We start from the raw sequence: 15,161 nt of genomic DNA on the forward strand, positions 1-15,161 counted from the left end.
GCTAAAAGCCTTCAACACCCGCCTGGTTAAGCTGAGCAGCCATATCTTGTACCTCAGGGTGGCTAAAAAATGCCACCAGTGCTTCTGCGCGAACGGGGCCAACACCCGGCATGGCTTGCCACTCTTCGCGCTGGTAGCCCGCCAGGGTATACCAGTCGCCTAAACGGGCATTGCCACCGGGAGGCATGCCAAGGGCACTCAACCACGCCTCAAACGGTCTGCCTTGGGCCGCCTGGAACTGGCGAATGAGCGCAGCGGCTCTAATATTGCCGATGCCATACGCTTGCTGCAGTTGGCGTGGTTCAATATCCAGCCAGCCCAATAACTGAGTCACCGCGCCGGCCTCTATCAGCGCCCGCCAGGTACCCTCACCCACGCCTTGCATACCCAGCTGTTGACCGAGAAAGGTAAGCCGCGCTAGCAGTTGCTCATCGCAACCGGGGGTTAATTCAAAACAGCTCAGCAGGTGATACCTTTGCGGTGACGGTGCGCTCAGTGGCGAACGCTCCTGGGTATGCCATACGACTTCGGTTAACTGGGGAATCGTCAGCCCGGCGAGTGTGATGGCTACTTGGTCACCGGGGCGTACATCCAACGCTTCCCAGCGCTCCAGGGAACCAAGCGAAACGCGGCTGATACGCCGCCCTTCTAGCTTTACCGGATTGAGCCACACCAGTGGCGTGACACGCCCGGTGCGCCCAACGCGAAACTCCACGCCGCGCACTTCCGCCAGCGCCTGCTGCGAAGGGTATTTCCAGGCGATGGCCCACTCTGGTGGAGATGTTGACCAGCGACGTACGCCTGGGCGCTCAGCTTGCTTGATCACCACACCATCGGTGGCAAATGGTAGCGGGCCGTTAAACCAGCTATCGCGCCAGTAGGCGGCATCGCGACGCTCATCCAGCGGGTAGGTGTAGTCAGCGGTATCAAAGCCCAGAACACTTAACCGTGCGATACGCTCTTCCATTTCGGTGGGGCCATCGGGCCAATCCCAAATAAACAGCCCAATACGCTCAAGAGTCGCTGCTTCAGGAGAGGATTGGGCCATGGCGCCTGCTACCGCACCACGCGCGCCGGATGAGGGTAAGCGAGACTGAATGTGATCTGTTAGACGCCAATAAAGCTCGCCTTGAAATATGGCAGAAAGAGGCTCGGGCAGCGTATTTGGCACGGCAGGTAACTGAAGTGCTCGCGCCGTCCAATCCTGGCCACGCTCACCGTCGCCACGGCTAACAGCCTCGACCAGTTCGCCCTCTTCATAGCGCAGGGTAATAGCGACGCCGTCTACTTTGGGTTGAATCCATAGGTCGTTTCGGCGACTGGTAAAGCGCCTCACGCCATCGTCATCGGCTTTATTCAGCCCGCGCTGCGCGGCCGGATGGTCACGGGTCCCGCTACTGCTCGTCACCCTTGTGAGAGGGCGATGGTTCGGCTGGGTACCTAAGCAGCGCTGCCAAGTAGCTAGGCGATCAACGGTCTGGTCATAAAGCGCATCATCAATCAGCGAGATGCCCTCCTCGTGGTACGCGATGTCCCAATATTCAACATGCTCAGCAAGCGCTTGGCTTTCGCGCAATAGGCGCTCCTCGGACCAATCAGGGCACTCGGAAGCGTGTGCGGAAAAAGTGACAAGCCCTATCAGGCTACCGAATAGCCACGCGAAAACATGTATCGCCATTTCGCCCCCACTTAAATTCAGCTTTATTAAACAGACTTAGCCTAGCGTATTGGACATGAAAATTGACCACAAAAAAGCCCCCGGCCGAAGCCAAAGGGGCAATTTCATCCATTGCTTACAAACGATATAGCGAATGTCTTACAAACCGGCAGCCTTACGCAGCGCATCGGCTTTATCAATCTTTTCCCATGGGAAGGCGGTAAAGGTTTCAGTATGCGTGTGGCCTTTATCGTCACTCCAGGTGTAGCTATGCTCGAACGGCGCCCGACCAAAGTGGCCATATGCGGCGGTCAGTTGGTACATCGGATGCAGCAGATCAAGCATTTTGGTGATCGCGTAAGGGCGCAGATCGAAATGCTGACGCACCAGCTCAACGATTTTAGCATCGTCAATTTTGCCCGTACCGAAGGTATCAATGGAGACCGAGGTCGGTTCGGCAACGCCAATGGCGTAGGAGACCTGAATCTCACACTTGTCTGCCAGACCCGATGCCACGACGTTTTTAGCCACATAGCGACCCGCATAGGCGGCGCTACGGTCAACTTTCGAAGGATCTTTGCCCGAGAACGCGCCACCACCGTGACGTGCCATACCGCCGTAGGTGTCGACGATAATTTTACGTCCGGTCAGTCCACAGTCACCTACCGGGCCGCCAATCACGAATTTGCCGGTGGGGTTGATGTGGTACTGGGTGTTCTCATCTAGCCATTGAGCAGGAATCACCTGCTCAATGATCTCGCGCTTGATCATTTTACGCAGTTCATCCTGATTGATGTCAGGGTCATGCTGAGTAGATAGCACGATGGCATCAACACCACAGGGCTGGCCTTCGGCGTTATAGCGGATAGTTACCTGACTCTTGGCATCCGGGCGCAGCCACGGCAGCAGGCCATTTTTGCGCAGCTCGGCTTGGCGCTCGACCAAACGGTGCGAATAATGGATTGGCGCAGGCATAAACGAATCGGTTTCGTTGGTTGCGTAGCCAAACATCAAGCCTTGGTCGCCAGCGCCCTGGTCTTCCGGTTTGCTCCGATCAACGCCCTGGGCAATGTCAACACTCTGCTTGCCAATTAGGTTGATCACACCGCAGGTCGCGCCATCAAAACCAACGTCAGACGAGGTGTAACCGATATCGGTAATCACATCGCGTACTAAGGTTTCTAAATCGACCCATGCCGAGGTGGTAATTTCACCGGCAATAATCGCCACGCCGGTTTTCACCATGGTTTCACAGGCAACACGCGCCTGTTTATCACGGGCAATTATGGCATCTAGTACCGCGTCAGAAATCTGATCGGCAATTTTATCGGGATGACCTTCAGAGACAGACTCGGAGGTAAACAGGGAATATTCGCTCATCGCGCACTCGACCCTCTGTATGACGGCTGTATGTATTCCACAGCATCAGCAGGAAATCATGGCAGGTGGCCCCTGCCCGTATTAGAGAGCGGCAGCGCCGCCTCGGGAGGCAGAGTCTACACGCTGACGGCGATGCTTCCCATAACGTGATCCTATAATTTGCCATCAGATTTGCCGCTGCATTTGCCGCAACATGGGAAGTCAGCGACAATAGCGCCTTTATTATTTCTGTTTTCAGGCGAGGAGCACCCCCATGCCATCCCGTTTTGAGCTAGCCAATGCCATTCGCGCCCTTTCCATGGATGCCGTTCAGAAGGCCAAGTCAGGCCATCCTGGCGCCCCCATGGGTATGGCTGATATTGCCGAGGTGCTATGGAATGACTACCTCAAGCACAACCCCGAAGACCCTAAGTGGGCTGATCGCGACCGGTTCGTGCTCTCTAATGGCCACGGCTCCATGCTGCTCTACTCACTGCTGCACCTGAGTGGCTACGAGCTAAGCCTGGAGCAGCTGCAGAATTTCCGTCAGCTTCATTCGCCCACTGCAGGCCACCCTGAGTTTGGCTACGCACCTGGCATTGAAACTACGACTGGCCCGCTCGGTCAGGGCTTTGCCAACGCGGTGGGGTTCGCGATTGCTGAAAAAACCTTAGCCGCGCAGTTCAACCGCCCTGGCCACACCATTGTTGATCACCACACGTGGTGTTTCTTGGGTGATGGCTGCTTAATGGAAGGCATCTCCCATGAGGCGGCGTCGCTGGCCGGCACCCAGCAGTTAGGCAAGTTGATCGCGCTGTATGACGACAACGGCATCTCTATTGATGGCGAAGTGGAAGGCTGGTTTACCGACGATACCGCCAAGCGCTTTGAAGCCTACGGCTGGCACGTCGTACCCAACGTTGACGGTCACAAACCTGAAGAAGTCAAAGCCGCTATCGAGCTTGCCAAGAGCCATGACGATAAGCCGAGCCTGATTATCTGTAAAACGATCATTGGCTTTGGCGCACCTAATAAGCAGGGTAAAGAGGACGCCCATGGCGCCCCGCTGGGCGATGAAGAAGTGGCACTGGCTCGCACACAGCTAGACTGGCCCCACGCCCCCTTCCATATCCCTGAGCCTATTTACTCTGCTTGGGATGCCCGCGCTGAAGGTAAAACCCGCCAGCAGGAGTGGGAAGCGCGCTTTGCTCGCTACACGGAAGCCTTCCCAATCGAAGCGCGTGAATTTAAGCGCCGCATGAAGCGCCAACTGCCTACGGAGCTGGCCACTGAAGCGTTAATTGAGCAGGCCCAAGAGCGTGGCGAGACCATCGCATCGCGCAAAGCCTCCTTTGAAGCACTGAACGTGATTGGCCCACAAATGCCTGAGCTGCTAGGTGGCAGTGCGGACTTGGCACCGTCTAACCTAACCTTCTGGAAAGGCGCTAAAGCGATCACGCCAGAAGATGCCAGCGGTAACTACTTGCACTACGGTGTGCGTGAGTTCGGCATGGGTGCGGTCATGAACGGGATCGCACTCCACGGTGGCTTGGTGCCTTACGGTGCGACCTTCCTGATCTTTATGGAGTACATGCGTAATTCAATTCGCATGGCAGCTTTAATGGGTCAGCAGGTGATTTACGTGTTTACCCATGACTCCATTGGTTTGGGTGAAGATGGTCCTACCCACCAGCCCATTGAACAGCTTACCAGTCTGCGCACAACGCCTAACCTAAACACCTGGCGCCCCTGTGATGCGGTAGAAACGGCGGCCTCCTGGGATGCGGCGATTAAGCGACACTCGGGCCCCACGGCGCTGGTGCTATCGCGACAGAACCTGCCACATCAGCAGCGGACTAAAGCACAGCTAGCCGCTATTCAGCGCGGAGCGTATGTGCTGAAAGACAGCGAGAGCACGCCTGAGTTGATTCTGATTGCTACCGGTTCAGAAGTGGCGCTTGCAATGGATGCAGCCGCTGAGCTTGAACAGCAGGGCAAAGCGGTGCGCGTAGTTTCTATGCCGTCGGCCTACCGCTTTAATGGTCAAGATGCGGATTACCGTGAAAGCGTACTACCCAAAGCGGTGACCAAGCGTATCGCAATTGAAGCCGCCCACGCCGACTACTGGTACAAGTATGTTGGCCTGGAAGGCCGTGTCATCGGCATGACCACTTACGGCGAATCTGCCCCAGCGGGTGATCTGTTCAAGCACTTCGGCTTTACGGTTGAAAATGTGGTTAAGCAAGCTAACGAACTGATCGGCTAAGCCATGCCTGCACTCAGTGGCTTTCTATGGCTGGTTAGCTACTGGCTTATCGGTGAAGTGGTGATTCACTTCGCCGGTCTGCCTATATCCTCTGGCGTCATTGGCATGCTGTTGCTATGCGCGACCCTGGCAGTACGAGGACGCGTGCCCACCAGCATTGCTTCTGCTACACAGCCGCTGATCGCTCTGCTCGCTATGCTGATTATGCCCGGCGTCGTCGGTGTGTTTTTCATTATCGGCGAGCTTGCTGGGCAGTGGACCGCGATTCTCATTGCGTTATTGTTGGGCACACTACTGAGTGTCATTACTACCCTCTGGCTACTCAAACGGCTGATAACACCCAATCATGCTCGCTGATACATCGCTGCTCACGATGCTGACCACTACTCCGCTGTTTGCGGTGGGGTTAACACTGGCGGCTTATCTTATCGGAAGTGCCCTTTTTCAGAGTTTAAAACGCCCCTCTTGGCTGCCCGCTATATTGATCGCGGCGCTGCTTCTTGCCGGGACGTTAGCGCTGATAGGACTGCCTTACGCGACATATCAGCAGGGTGCCACCTGGCTAACGGTGCTACTGGGGCCGGCTACCGTGGCATTAGGCATGCCGCTTTACCAGCAGCTCCCACGTATCGTCGAATTGTGGCGGCCACTGGCGATTTGTTTGCCGATTGCCGCCACGCTGGCGGCTTTCTATGCGATGGCGATTGCGTGGTTACTGGGCAGCTCCGACACTATTCTTGCTTCCATCGCCGCTAAATCGGTGACCGCGCCTATCGCGATCGGCATTACCGAGCAGCTTGGCGGCATGGTTCCGCTGCTCATGGGGGCATTATTGATTACGGGCGTGGTGACTATTCCCTGTGTGAGCCTCGCTGCCCGCATGCTGCGTATTGATGACGAGCGCTTGATAGGTTTTGCGCTTGGCTTGAATGGACATGCCATTGGGACGGTAAGAGCATTTGAGATTAGCCCCAAGGCCGGGGCATTCGCTTCGTTGGGAATGAGCCTCACCGGCATTTTCACCGCACTGTTACTGCCATTAGCCTGGCGACTGATGGGAATGGGGGGTTAACAGTTTCAGGCAACGGGTAGACACCGGTAGTTGTTAAGAACTGACGGCTTAAATGCGCTATCATCGAGATGGTTTTACACCCATTTTTGTTTAATGACTCACTTTTAAGAGCCACCCTTCTGCATGGCTAATTCCGCATCTACGTATCGCATTGCCATTAACGGTTATGGACGCATTGGCCAATGTGTGCTACGAGCTCTTGTCGAGCGGCATCACCCCGAGCTTGAAGTGGTGGCCATTAATGAGCTCTCTGATCTGGCGACGATTACCTATTTAACTCGCTACGACACCACTCATGGCCGATTTCCTGGCGAGGTCGATAATGATGGTGAGTATTTGGTCGTCAACGGCCAGCGCATCCAGGTACTGTGCGAACAAGATCCGCGTAACCTTCCCTGGAAAGCACTCAATGTGGATTTGGTGCTGGAGTGCTCGGGAAGCTTTAAAGACCGCGCCACCGCCGAACAGCACTTAGCGGCCGGTGCCAAACGATTGCTGTTTTCCCAGCCAGCGGAAAATGATGTCGATGCCACTATTGTGTGGGGCATTAACGAAGGCGAGCTGGCGCTTTCCCAGCGTATTCTCTCTGCAGCTTCGTGCACCACCAACTGCTTAGTACCCCTATTAACGATTCTTGATGAAGCGCTTGGGCTTGAGCATGGTGTGACAACCACTATCCACTCGGCCATGAACGATCAACCAGTGATCGATGCCTATCATCAAACCGACCTGCGCCTTACTCGCTCGGCGATGCAGTCCATTGTTCCAGTAGATACCGGTTTGGCCCTCGGTATTAGCCGGTTAATGCCTGGATTGGCAGGCCGCTTTGAGTGTTTACACGTGCGCGTCCCCACTATCAATGTCTCTGCGATGGACGTGGCACTCACCGTCAACCGGGATACGCACCGCGACGAAGTGAATGCGCTGCTGCTGGAGGCTAGTCAGCAACGCTTAAAAGGCGTACTTGGCTATACTGAAGCGCCGATGGCGTCGATTGATTTCAACCATGATCCCCGTTCCGGCATCGTGGATGCCACGCAAACACGCGTGGCAGGCAAGCGGCTTATCAAGCTGCTGTGTTGGTTCGATAATGAGTGGGGCTTTGCTAACCGTATGCTCGATATTAGCCAGCGCTTAGCACGACTTTCAGCAGAGACATAGCCTGCTTTCATCACCTATTTATAGTTAATTTTTATAGTTAGCTTAACGGCATAAACACGAGGAAACCGCTCACATGAATGTGAAAAAAATGACTGACCTTCCCTTGGAAGGGCAACGCGTGCTGATCCGTGAAGACCTAAATGTGCCCATCAAAAATGGCCGTGTTTCTAGCGATGCTCGCCTGAGGGCAGCGCTGCCCACCATCCAGGCAGCGGTGGAGGCTGGCGCGAAAGTCATGTTGATGAGCCATCTAGGGCGCCCTACTGAAGGTGAGCCCGCCGATGAATTTTCTCTCGCGCCGGTGGCTGACCGCCTAAGCGAACTGCTCGGCCGCCCGGTACCGTTAGTTAAAGCGTATCTTGGCGCAACGCTGGATCTTGTCAACGGCGACGTTGTGCTGCTTGAAAATGTGCGTTTCAACAACGGCGAGAAAAAAGACGAGGAGCAGTTGGCGAAGCAGTATGCCGCTCTGTGCGATATCTTTGTGATGGATGCTTTCGGCACTGCCCACCGCGCGCAAGCTTCAACACACGGCGTTGCACGTTTTGCTCCCAACGCCTGTGCAGGCCCGCTACTCGCCAAAGAACTTGATGCCTTAGAGAAAGCACTGGCGCATCCGGCACGCCCGATGGTTGCAATCGTCGGCGGCTCAAAAGTGTCTACCAAACTGGACGTGCTGACTGCCCTGGCTGATAAATGTGATCAACTTATTGTCGGTGGTGGTATCGCCAACACCTTTATTGCCGCCGCAGGCTACAATGTTGGTAAGTCGTTACATGAAGCCGACCTGATCGGCCAAGCGAAAGCATTGATGGAAAAGGTACCGATTCCGCTTCCTACCGATGTAGTGGTGGCTACCGAATTCTCTGAATCAGCTAAAGCAGTGGTTAAAGCCGTCGATCAAGTGGCCGACAACGAGATGATTTTAGACATCGGCCCTGATACCGCCGCGCACTTGGCGAGTATGCTGAAAGATGCTGGCACTATTTTATGGAATGGCCCTGTGGGCGTATTTGAAATCGATCAGTTCGGCAAAGGCACCCAAGTGATCGCCCAAGCCATCGCCGATAGTGCAGGTTTTTCTATTGCCGGTGGAGGTGATACGTTGGCGGCCATTGATAAATATGCCATTGCGGTTCGCGTTTCCTATATCTCTACCGGTGGCGGTGCCTTTTTAGAGTATGTCGAAGGCAAGGAGCTTCCCGCCGTGACAGCACTCGAAGCGGCCGCCAAACGCGGTTAACATGACACGACTTGAACCTGCATACTCACTGCAGCTACTCACACTGACATTGCGGTTTTAACAACCCGATTTTACAACATACACAGATAAGGTGATTTCCATGGCTCTGATCAGCATGCGCCAGATGCTCGACCACGCTGCCGAATACGGCTACGGTATTCCGGCGTTTAACGTCAACAACCTTGAGCAGATGCGCGCCATTATGGAAGCCGCTGATGCCACCGACTCTCCCGTTATCGTGCAAGCCTCTGCTGGCGCTCGTAAATACGCAGGGGCTCCGTTTCTACGCCACTTAATTTTAGCGGCTGTCGAAGAGTTTCCGCATATTCCCGTCGTTATGCACCAAGACCATGGCACTAGCCCGGCCATTTGCCAGCGCTCTATCCAGCTTGGCTTCTCATCGGTAATGATGGATGGTTCACTCGGTGAAGACGGTAAAACACCGACCGACTACGACTATAACGTCGATGTCACCCGCCGCACAGTGGAGATGGCCCACGCTTGTGGTGTGTCCGTTGAGGGTGAGCTTGGCTGCCTGGGCAGCTTGGAAACCGGTATGGCGGGTGAAGAAGACGGGATTGGCGCTGAAGGCAAACTGGATATGGAGCAACTGCTGACAGATCCCGAGGAAGCCGCCGAATTCGTGAAAGCGACCCATGTAGACGCGTTGGCAATTGCCATTGGCACCAGCCACGGTGCTTATAAATTCACTAAGCCCCCCACTGGCGATACGCTTTCTATTCAGCGCATTAAAGAGATCCACGCACGGATTCCCGATACGCATCTTGTTATGCACGGCTCTTCATCCGTGCCACAAGAGTGGCTGGAAGTTATTAACCAGTACGGCGGCCAAATTTCGGAAACTTACGGCGTGCCGGTGGAAGAGATCGTCGAGGGCATCAAGCACGGCGTTCGTAAGGTAAATATCGATACTGACCTGCGTCTGGCGTCTACCGGTGCTGTGCGCCGCTTTATGGCTCAAAACCCTTCTGAGTTCGACCCGCGTAAATTCCTTAAAGAGACCGTTACCGCCATGCGTGAGCTATGTATTGCACGCTATGAAGCATTCGGGACGGCAGGCAACGCCAGCAAAATTAAGCCGATCAGCTTGGATGCGATGGCCCTGCGCTATGAGCGTAGCGAGCTAGCTCCCAAGATAAAATAAGCGCACAACTCCCTTTCCCGCCTATATAAAGACGACCAACTGGTCGTCTTTTTGCTTAACACACGTTAAACTCAATGAAATAAATGTTGCATTGCAGCATTGATAACCTAACACTGACAATGAATGTACGAGGTTTCGTGCTCCAACAAAGAGGCAACAACATTATGAAGCGCACCACAGCGCCACCAATGCTGCCCACTAGCCCGCTTGCAATGTTCGATATTTGGAAGGCTGGCGTAATGGCATTTGAGCTATGGTCGACCTCCTTATCGACGATCACCATGCGCAATCATTTATGGCAAACCCAGCCTTTTTTCAGCCCTAAAATGATGCAAGAAAATCAGAAAATGGTCACTGAAAAACTCGAAGCCAGCATGGAAGCTGGCCTCGAAATGCAAAAAGCGCTATTTAATTCCATGAACGGGAATCTAGCCCCGTGGTGGATAACCAGCCAGCTCACGATGAAACCTTATCATCAGCGCAGCAGTGCGAACTCGCGCCGTCTGGCAAAATAGCGCTATAAGCACTGACGTTATTCTTTATCGTCAGTGCTCTCATCACTTTCACCATCATCTTCGGTGCTTTCGTCATCTTCACCGTTGGCAAGCGCATCCTCCGCACTGCCTGTACCGCCAGTACCCCCTTCAGCCGCCTCGTCGCCAGCAGCCGTTCTTTCGCCGTTATTTTCTTCACCAGCCGCTTCTTTGCGTTCATTCTCAGTATCGCCAGCGTCGCTCTCATCTGTTGAACTACGGGCCTCATCATCCGCTGGTTCTTCAGGTGCCTCGACTTCCTCATCCTCGGTACGATCTGCCTCGTCACTCGGCCGCTCGGAATCGCTGTCACTGTCACTGTCACTGTTTTCGACTGGATCACGTTTAACCGAACCCGCTTTAATACCGTACTCTTCTTCCAATGCGGCATCGTCTAACGGTTCGTGCTGTTGATCCTCTGACTCATGATTATCAGCAAACACATAGCTTGTCGTCGTGAGCAAAGCAGCGCTAAGCGCCAGAGGTAGGATCCAAGGGGTTAATCGCATGATACGCTCTCCATTTTTTAGTTATCTCGAAATAGTGCGTGCATACTATCTCTTCATCATGGTCATCTTAAACATGCATTTTATCGCCATTGGCAGCCAGCCTCGCTAACTGTTTAGTGGCTTATCTTCCCACCTGAAGATATACGTGAATAGCTATCAAAATAAGGATAGCCGTTTAAATTGGCTCAAGGACAATGCTCAGACAAGTAAAAAATAACAAAACAGTGTTCACAAATAGCGTAAAATCCCGTTCAATAGCAGTTTGGTTGGCTTCAACTGACACTGGCAGTGCTTAAGACGCTGCAAGGAACCGCAATGCCGCTCCCACTTTTGCTGTTTGACTGTGATGGCACACTCGTCGATAGCGAGCCGCTTTTAGCCGAGGAAATGGCCGCTGGCCTTAATGCAGTAGGATTGCCTTTTGCATCTTCTGATTATCTTGGCGAGTTCCGGGGAGCGCGTTTCCGACGTATCGTGGCTGAACTTCAGCAGCGCCACGGCGACGTTGACCCAGATAAGCTCGATGTTATGGAAGCTGGCATGCGAGCCAATTTGGCCACAAGACTTGCTCATGAGCTGACGACCATACCAGGTGCATACGAGGCGCTGGACTTACTAGCCGCCTATCCTAGTGCCGTGGTATCGAATGGCCCTGAAAGCAAAATCCGCACCGCGTTAGGCGCCACGGGGTTGAGCGATTATTTTGGAAAACGTTTGTTCAGTGGTTACACCGCCAACTGCTGGAAGCCTGAACCCTGTTTACATCTACATGCAGCGAGTATCATGGGATACCATGCACGTGATTGCATTGCTATTGACGATGCCTTAGTTGGTGTAAGGGCCGCGCTACAAGCAGGAATGACGGTGATTCATTTAAATCGTTTTCCAAATGCCGAAACGACGCCCGAAAACGCTATTATGATTAGTAATATGTATCAGTTACCCGCTGTGGTGGAGCGACTCACTCGTGAATATTGGCAAGCACCCGTTCCTCAGCACTCTGTCGGGGGGTAAGCATGGCTTCGTTGCGTGACCAACTGGGTGGACTAGTTTATTCCACTGAGCACGGTAAAACCTGCCCTGCCTGTCGTGAAGCACTTGATGCCTGCCTCTGCGAAGATGCAAGCGAGCAGGAACGCCTAGCCGCGCTTGATGGTATTGTACGTATTCGGCGTGAAACAAGTGGCCGTAAGGGTAAGGGCGTTACCACGGTTAGCGGCATCCCACTCCCCGGCGATGAGCTTAAAACGTTGGCAAAATCGCTTAAAAAGCGTTGTGGAACGGGAGGAGCAGTCAAAGAAGGTGTTATTGAAATTCAAGGTGATCATCGTGACACCCTGCGCGAAGCATTAAGCGCTCTCGGTTACCGGGTCAAACTCGCTGGGGGTTAAGACCTTTACACTATCATGACTTATCGCTTGGATAAGTCGCTATTGAGCAAGGCACTGCAATGGCTTGGCTGGAATACTTGCTACCGCTGATTTTCTTATTCCCTATGGCGGCAATGGGCAGCATTGTATTAGCGCTACGTAGCTTACACGATGCGCGCGTAAACTCTCCTTTCAATGCCCCGCTTCGTGAACCCGGGCAAGCACTGCGTAACCGTCTTGACCAAGCTTTTTCCAGTCTATTTTTAAACGGTGCTTTAGGCCCTATCATTAGCTTGGCGCCGCTCGTTTATGGTATGGGACGCATGCTGTTTGTCGTGCGTCAGGATTGGGTCGAGTGGGCCTTATATGGCCTACTGAGTACGTTACTTGTATTAATCTATTCACTACTGCTAGTGCGCGATTATCAGCGTATCCGCCGATTAAAATTAGGCCTTGCCTGCGAGCTTGCCGTTGGTCAGGAGCTAGAGCGCTTAGTACGTCCAGATGCACACCCTTACTATGTGTTTCATGACATCCCCACCGACAGCTTTACTATCGACCATGTGGTCGTCACACCTCACGGCGTTTTTGTCGTCGAAACCCGTGCCCGCACGCTTGCTATCGGTTCCGATGGCAGTGAGCTCAATACCGTTGTGGTTGAACGCGAGCGTTTACGCTTTCCGCATTGGCAGGAGCGTCGTCCGTTACATAAGACAAGGCAAGGTGTGAGTTGGCTCACTCACTGGCTAGAGCGCCGCTGTGGCGTACGGGTGCCGGTTCGGGGCGTATTAGTACTGCCAGGTTGGCAAATAGATACCAGTGAGGCTGCCCCAGATATTCTTGTGGTTAGTGGAGATACCTTAGCCAAGCAGTTAACGGAGTTAACGCCTGGCCCATTGGATGACGCTATCCATGACAAAGTTATCAACATCCTGCTCGAGCGCGCCAAATTAATGGAGCTGAAGCACCTGAGCAAACCTTCGGTTTAGGGCCATCGACTTAATCGCCACGTAGACGCCCGCCCATTTCCTGAGCTAGATCCACTGCGTAGTGATCTGTCATTCCGCCAATAAAGTCCAACATTCGTCGGTAGCTATCGTAAAGAGACCATGAAGGCAGCGGCGTATTCTCGCCTATCAGGGCTAATACGCGCTGATGCTTAAAGGATGAATGCCCCGTGTGATGCAGCTCGTGAGCAGCCCCTATAAAGGCTTCTAGAAGGATTCCCAGCGTCGTATAGGCACCAATTTCTAATTTTGCCTTACGCTCATTCTGGAAAATGCGTTCTCGGGCTAATTGCTTAGCAGCCTGGACCCCCCAACCCAAGTCAGGGTGGCACAACTCCAATAGGTCATCACTGAGCGTACCGTTCAACAGGGCCTGTTCATGCTGCACAAACACCGCCCCAACATCGTTTACCGCCCGCTCCATGGCGGCACCACGCAATAGCGCGATACGCCGTCGCTGAGAGACATTTTTACGCTCCATCTCGGCGTATTCAGGAGGGAACTCCCCGGCAACTTGGCGCAAAATTTCGACCACTTCTTCATAGCGCAGAATACCCATTTCTAAGCCATCTTCCAGGTCTAGCAGGGCATAACAGATGTCATCGGCGGCTTCCACAAGCCAAGCCAACGGATGGCGACACCAGCGTTGATCGCCTTGGGGCAACAGACCAACCGCCTCGGCAACCTCTTTTAGCAGGGCTTGCTCCGACTGATACGCGCCAAACTTGCCCGCTCGACCACTGTAACGCACTGTCCATGGATATTTCAGCAGCGTCCCAAGGGTCGCCGCTGACAACCGCATCCCGCCATTAAACTGGTTATATTCAATTTGGGTAATAACCCGAAAGCCCTGGGCGTTGCCTTCATACGTCAGTAAGTCTTCACGCTCGGCGTCAGACAACCCATCTAAAAGACCACTGCGCTGGGCGCGCTGAAACCAGTCACGAATCGCATACTCACCAGCGTGACCAAAAGGAGGATTACCAATATCGTGGCCTAGGCAGGCCGTTTGTACAATCACGCCAAGATCAGCGGGGGTAATCCAAGCAGGCAACTGGTCGCGTAACAGCTCCCCCACAATCATGCCCAAAGAACGGCCCACGCAGCCAACTTCTAAGGAGTGGGTCAAGCGGGTGTGAATATGGTCATTCTCAGTCAGCGGGTGCACCTGGGTCTTTCGCCCAAGGCGCCTAAATGAGCCAGAAAAAACAATCCGGTCGTGATCTTTATGGAAAGGGCTACGACCGATTTCTCGGGTACTTTCTGAGCGTTGGTCGTGAAGACGACGGGGGGAAAGTAATTGCTCCCAGCGCATCTGTGTCATGGGCATTCCTCCTTGAGGAGTGCATTTTGCCATAAAACGCCGGAAAACCGCACGTTATGGTGAGTGGTGAGTGGTGAGTGGTTTCTACTTACGATTCACGACTTACCATTCACACTACCACGCAAAAAAAATCCCCCAGAGCGCAAGCCCTGGGGGATTTTTGGTATAGGTGCCTGACGATGACCTACTCTCGCATGGGGAGACCCCACACTACCATCGGCGCTAAGCGGTTTCACTGCTGAGTTCGGCAAGGGATCAGGTGGTTCACGCGTGCTATGGTCGTCAGGCGTAACTTTAAATGTCTATCATGCTGTTTGTGATCGTCTCACTGCTTGCCGCCCTGGCATTCTGTTGCTTGGGCCACACGCTGCGTATCCGGTTTCTTCGTCATCATTTTGAGCAGACCCCTTGGGTGTTATAGGGTCAAGCCTCACGGGCCATTAGTACACGTTAGCTCAACGCCTTGCAGCGCTTCCACACCGTGCCTATCAACCA

Annotated in this window: 15 protein-coding genes and 1 rRNA gene; 11 read left to right on the forward strand and 5 right to left on the reverse strand. The window is 53.7% G+C overall.

What is annotated here, in order from left to right:
- Window position 1: 1 nt before the first annotated feature.
- Window positions 2-1,678, reverse strand: a complete 1,677-nt coding sequence (ligB, locus tag ACQKE4_RS17470; RefSeq protein WP_427389565.1) for an NAD-dependent DNA ligase LigB — start codon at window positions 1,676-1,678, stop codon at window positions 2-4.
- Between the two features lie 138 nt (window positions 1,679-1,816).
- Window positions 1,817-3,037, reverse strand: a complete 1,221-nt coding sequence (metK, locus tag ACQKE4_RS17475; RefSeq protein ID WP_427389566.1) for a methionine adenosyltransferase — start codon at window positions 3,035-3,037, stop codon at window positions 1,817-1,819.
- Window positions 3,038-3,290: 253 nt separating this feature from the next.
- Between metK and tkt the strand changes: the two genes are divergently transcribed.
- The 7 genes from tkt to ACQKE4_RS17510 all read left to right on the forward strand — a co-directional run bounded on the left by tkt (window position 3,291) and on the right by ACQKE4_RS17510 (window position 10,438).
- Window positions 3,291-5,282, forward strand: coding sequence for a transketolase (gene tkt / locus ACQKE4_RS17480; RefSeq protein ID WP_427389567.1), 1,992 nt, complete (start codon window positions 3,291-3,293; stop codon window positions 5,280-5,282).
- A gap of 3 nt (window positions 5,283-5,285) precedes the next feature.
- The gene (locus ACQKE4_RS17485) at window positions 5,286-5,639 is read left to right on the forward strand and encodes a CidA/LrgA family protein (protein WP_427389568.1); all 354 of its coding nucleotides are present in this window, start codon (window positions 5,286-5,288) and stop codon (window positions 5,637-5,639) included.
- Window positions 5,629-6,354 (forward strand): LrgB family protein, encoded by a 726-nt coding sequence (locus tag ACQKE4_RS17490; RefSeq protein ID WP_427389569.1) that lies wholly within the window; start codon window positions 5,629-5,631, stop codon window positions 6,352-6,354. The genes ACQKE4_RS17485 and ACQKE4_RS17490 overlap by 11 nt, the downstream gene beginning before the upstream one ends.
- Before the next feature lie 123 nt (window positions 6,355-6,477).
- Complete coding sequence (locus ACQKE4_RS17495) at window positions 6,478-7,515, forward strand: type I glyceraldehyde-3-phosphate dehydrogenase (RefSeq protein WP_427389570.1); 1,038 nt, start codon at window positions 6,478-6,480, stop codon at window positions 7,513-7,515.
- A 73-nt stretch (window positions 7,516-7,588) separates the two neighbouring features.
- Window positions 7,589-8,758 (forward strand): phosphoglycerate kinase, encoded by a 1,170-nt coding sequence (locus ACQKE4_RS17500; RefSeq protein WP_427389571.1) that lies wholly within the window; start codon window positions 7,589-7,591, stop codon window positions 8,756-8,758.
- A 100-nt stretch (window positions 8,759-8,858) separates the two neighbouring features.
- A complete protein-coding gene (gene fba, locus ACQKE4_RS17505) occupies window positions 8,859-9,923 on the forward strand; it encodes a class II fructose-bisphosphate aldolase (protein WP_427389572.1) in 1,065 nt (354 codons plus the stop codon).
- A gap of 164 nt (window positions 9,924-10,087) precedes the next feature.
- Window positions 10,088-10,438, forward strand: a complete 351-nt coding sequence (locus ACQKE4_RS17510) for a hypothetical protein (RefSeq protein WP_427389573.1) — start codon at window positions 10,088-10,090, stop codon at window positions 10,436-10,438.
- 17 nt (window positions 10,439-10,455) lie between these two features.
- Here the strand turns inward: ACQKE4_RS17510 and ACQKE4_RS17515 are convergent, their stop codons facing one another.
- The gene (locus tag ACQKE4_RS17515) at window positions 10,456-10,965 is read right to left on the reverse strand and encodes a hypothetical protein (protein ID WP_427389574.1); all 510 of its coding nucleotides are present in this window, start codon (window positions 10,963-10,965) and stop codon (window positions 10,456-10,458) included.
- A gap of 315 nt (window positions 10,966-11,280) precedes the next feature.
- On the opposite strand from ACQKE4_RS17515, the gene ACQKE4_RS17520 reads away from it, so the two are divergent.
- Genes ACQKE4_RS17520 through ACQKE4_RS17530 form a run of 3 tightly spaced genes read left to right on the forward strand, consistent with a single transcriptional unit; the run spans window position 11,281 to window position 13,324 of the window.
- Window positions 11,281-11,979 carry an HAD-IA family hydrolase gene (locus ACQKE4_RS17520; protein ID WP_427389575.1) on the forward strand — a complete coding sequence of 233 codons (699 nt, stop codon included), beginning with the start codon at window positions 11,281-11,283 and terminating at the stop codon, window positions 11,977-11,979.
- A gap of 2 nt (window positions 11,980-11,981) precedes the next feature.
- Complete coding sequence (locus ACQKE4_RS17525) at window positions 11,982-12,356, forward strand: translation initiation factor Sui1 (RefSeq protein WP_427389576.1); 375 nt, start codon at window positions 11,982-11,984, stop codon at window positions 12,354-12,356.
- Between the two features lie 59 nt (window positions 12,357-12,415).
- Complete coding sequence (locus tag ACQKE4_RS17530) at window positions 12,416-13,324, forward strand: nuclease-related domain-containing protein (RefSeq protein ID WP_427389577.1); 909 nt, start codon at window positions 12,416-12,418, stop codon at window positions 13,322-13,324.
- Window positions 13,325-13,334: 10 nt separating this feature from the next.
- Here ACQKE4_RS17530 and ACQKE4_RS17535 read toward each other — a convergent pair whose 3' ends face one another.
- Together ACQKE4_RS17535 and rrf are read right to left on the reverse strand one after the other, a co-directional pair.
- Window positions 13,335-14,666 carry a deoxyguanosinetriphosphate triphosphohydrolase gene (locus ACQKE4_RS17535; protein ID WP_427389578.1) on the reverse strand — a complete coding sequence of 444 codons (1,332 nt, stop codon included), beginning with the start codon at window positions 14,664-14,666 and terminating at the stop codon, window positions 13,335-13,337.
- 171 nt (window positions 14,667-14,837) lie between these two features.
- Window positions 14,838-14,953: ribosomal RNA gene (gene rrf, locus ACQKE4_RS17540) — 5S ribosomal RNA — on the reverse strand.
- Window positions 14,954-14,964: 11 nt separating this feature from the next.
- On the opposite strand from rrf, the gene ACQKE4_RS17545 reads away from it, so the two are divergent.
- A complete protein-coding gene (locus ACQKE4_RS17545) occupies window positions 14,965-15,087 on the forward strand; it encodes a hypothetical protein (RefSeq protein ID WP_427389579.1) in 123 nt (40 codons plus the stop codon).
- Window positions 15,088-15,161 lie beyond the last annotated feature (74 nt).

The organism is Halomonas sp. NPDC076908, assembly GCF_050269715.1.
Classification (GTDB): Bacteria; Pseudomonadota; Gammaproteobacteria; order Pseudomonadales; family Halomonadaceae; genus Vreelandella.

What these genes read in the sequence shown, in the direction of transcription:
- ACQKE4_RS17545 (WP_427389579.1), top strand. Translation starts at nt 14,965, where the DNA reads ATGTCTATCATGCTGTTTGTGATCGTCTCACTGCTTGCCGCCCTGGCA.
- ACQKE4_RS17530 (WP_427389577.1), top strand. Translation starts at nt 12,416, where the DNA reads ATGGCTTGGCTGGAATACTTGCTACCGCTGATTTTCTTATTCCCTATG.
- fba (WP_427389572.1), top strand. Translation starts at nt 8,859, where the DNA reads ATGGCTCTGATCAGCATGCGCCAGATGCTCGACCACGCTGCCGAATAC.
- ACQKE4_RS17535 (WP_427389578.1), bottom strand. Translation starts at nt 14,666, where the DNA reads ATGACACAGATGCGCTGGGAGCAATTACTTTCCCCCCGTCGTCTTCAC.
- ACQKE4_RS17495 (WP_427389570.1), top strand. Translation starts at nt 6,478, where the DNA reads ATGGCTAATTCCGCATCTACGTATCGCATTGCCATTAACGGTTATGGA.
- metK (WP_427389566.1), bottom strand. Translation starts at nt 3,037, where the DNA reads ATGAGCGAATATTCCCTGTTTACCTCCGAGTCTGTCTCTGAAGGTCAT.
- ACQKE4_RS17515 (WP_427389574.1), bottom strand. Translation starts at nt 10,965, where the DNA reads ATGCGATTAACCCCTTGGATCCTACCTCTGGCGCTTAGCGCTGCTTTG.
- ACQKE4_RS17500 (WP_427389571.1), top strand. Translation starts at nt 7,589, where the DNA reads ATGAATGTGAAAAAAATGACTGACCTTCCCTTGGAAGGGCAACGCGTG.
- ACQKE4_RS17520 (WP_427389575.1), top strand. Translation starts at nt 11,281, where the DNA reads ATGCCGCTCCCACTTTTGCTGTTTGACTGTGATGGCACACTCGTCGAT.
- ACQKE4_RS17485 (WP_427389568.1), top strand. Translation starts at nt 5,286, where the DNA reads ATGCCTGCACTCAGTGGCTTTCTATGGCTGGTTAGCTACTGGCTTATC.
- ACQKE4_RS17510 (WP_427389573.1), top strand. Translation starts at nt 10,088, where the DNA reads ATGAAGCGCACCACAGCGCCACCAATGCTGCCCACTAGCCCGCTTGCA.
- tkt (WP_427389567.1), top strand. Translation starts at nt 3,291, where the DNA reads ATGCCATCCCGTTTTGAGCTAGCCAATGCCATTCGCGCCCTTTCCATG.
- ACQKE4_RS17490 (WP_427389569.1), top strand. Translation starts at nt 5,629, where the DNA reads ATGCTCGCTGATACATCGCTGCTCACGATGCTGACCACTACTCCGCTG.
- ligB (WP_427389565.1), bottom strand. Translation starts at nt 1,678, where the DNA reads ATGGCGATACATGTTTTCGCGTGGCTATTCGGTAGCCTGATAGGGCTT.
- ACQKE4_RS17525 (WP_427389576.1), top strand. Translation starts at nt 11,982, where the DNA reads ATGGCTTCGTTGCGTGACCAACTGGGTGGACTAGTTTATTCCACTGAG.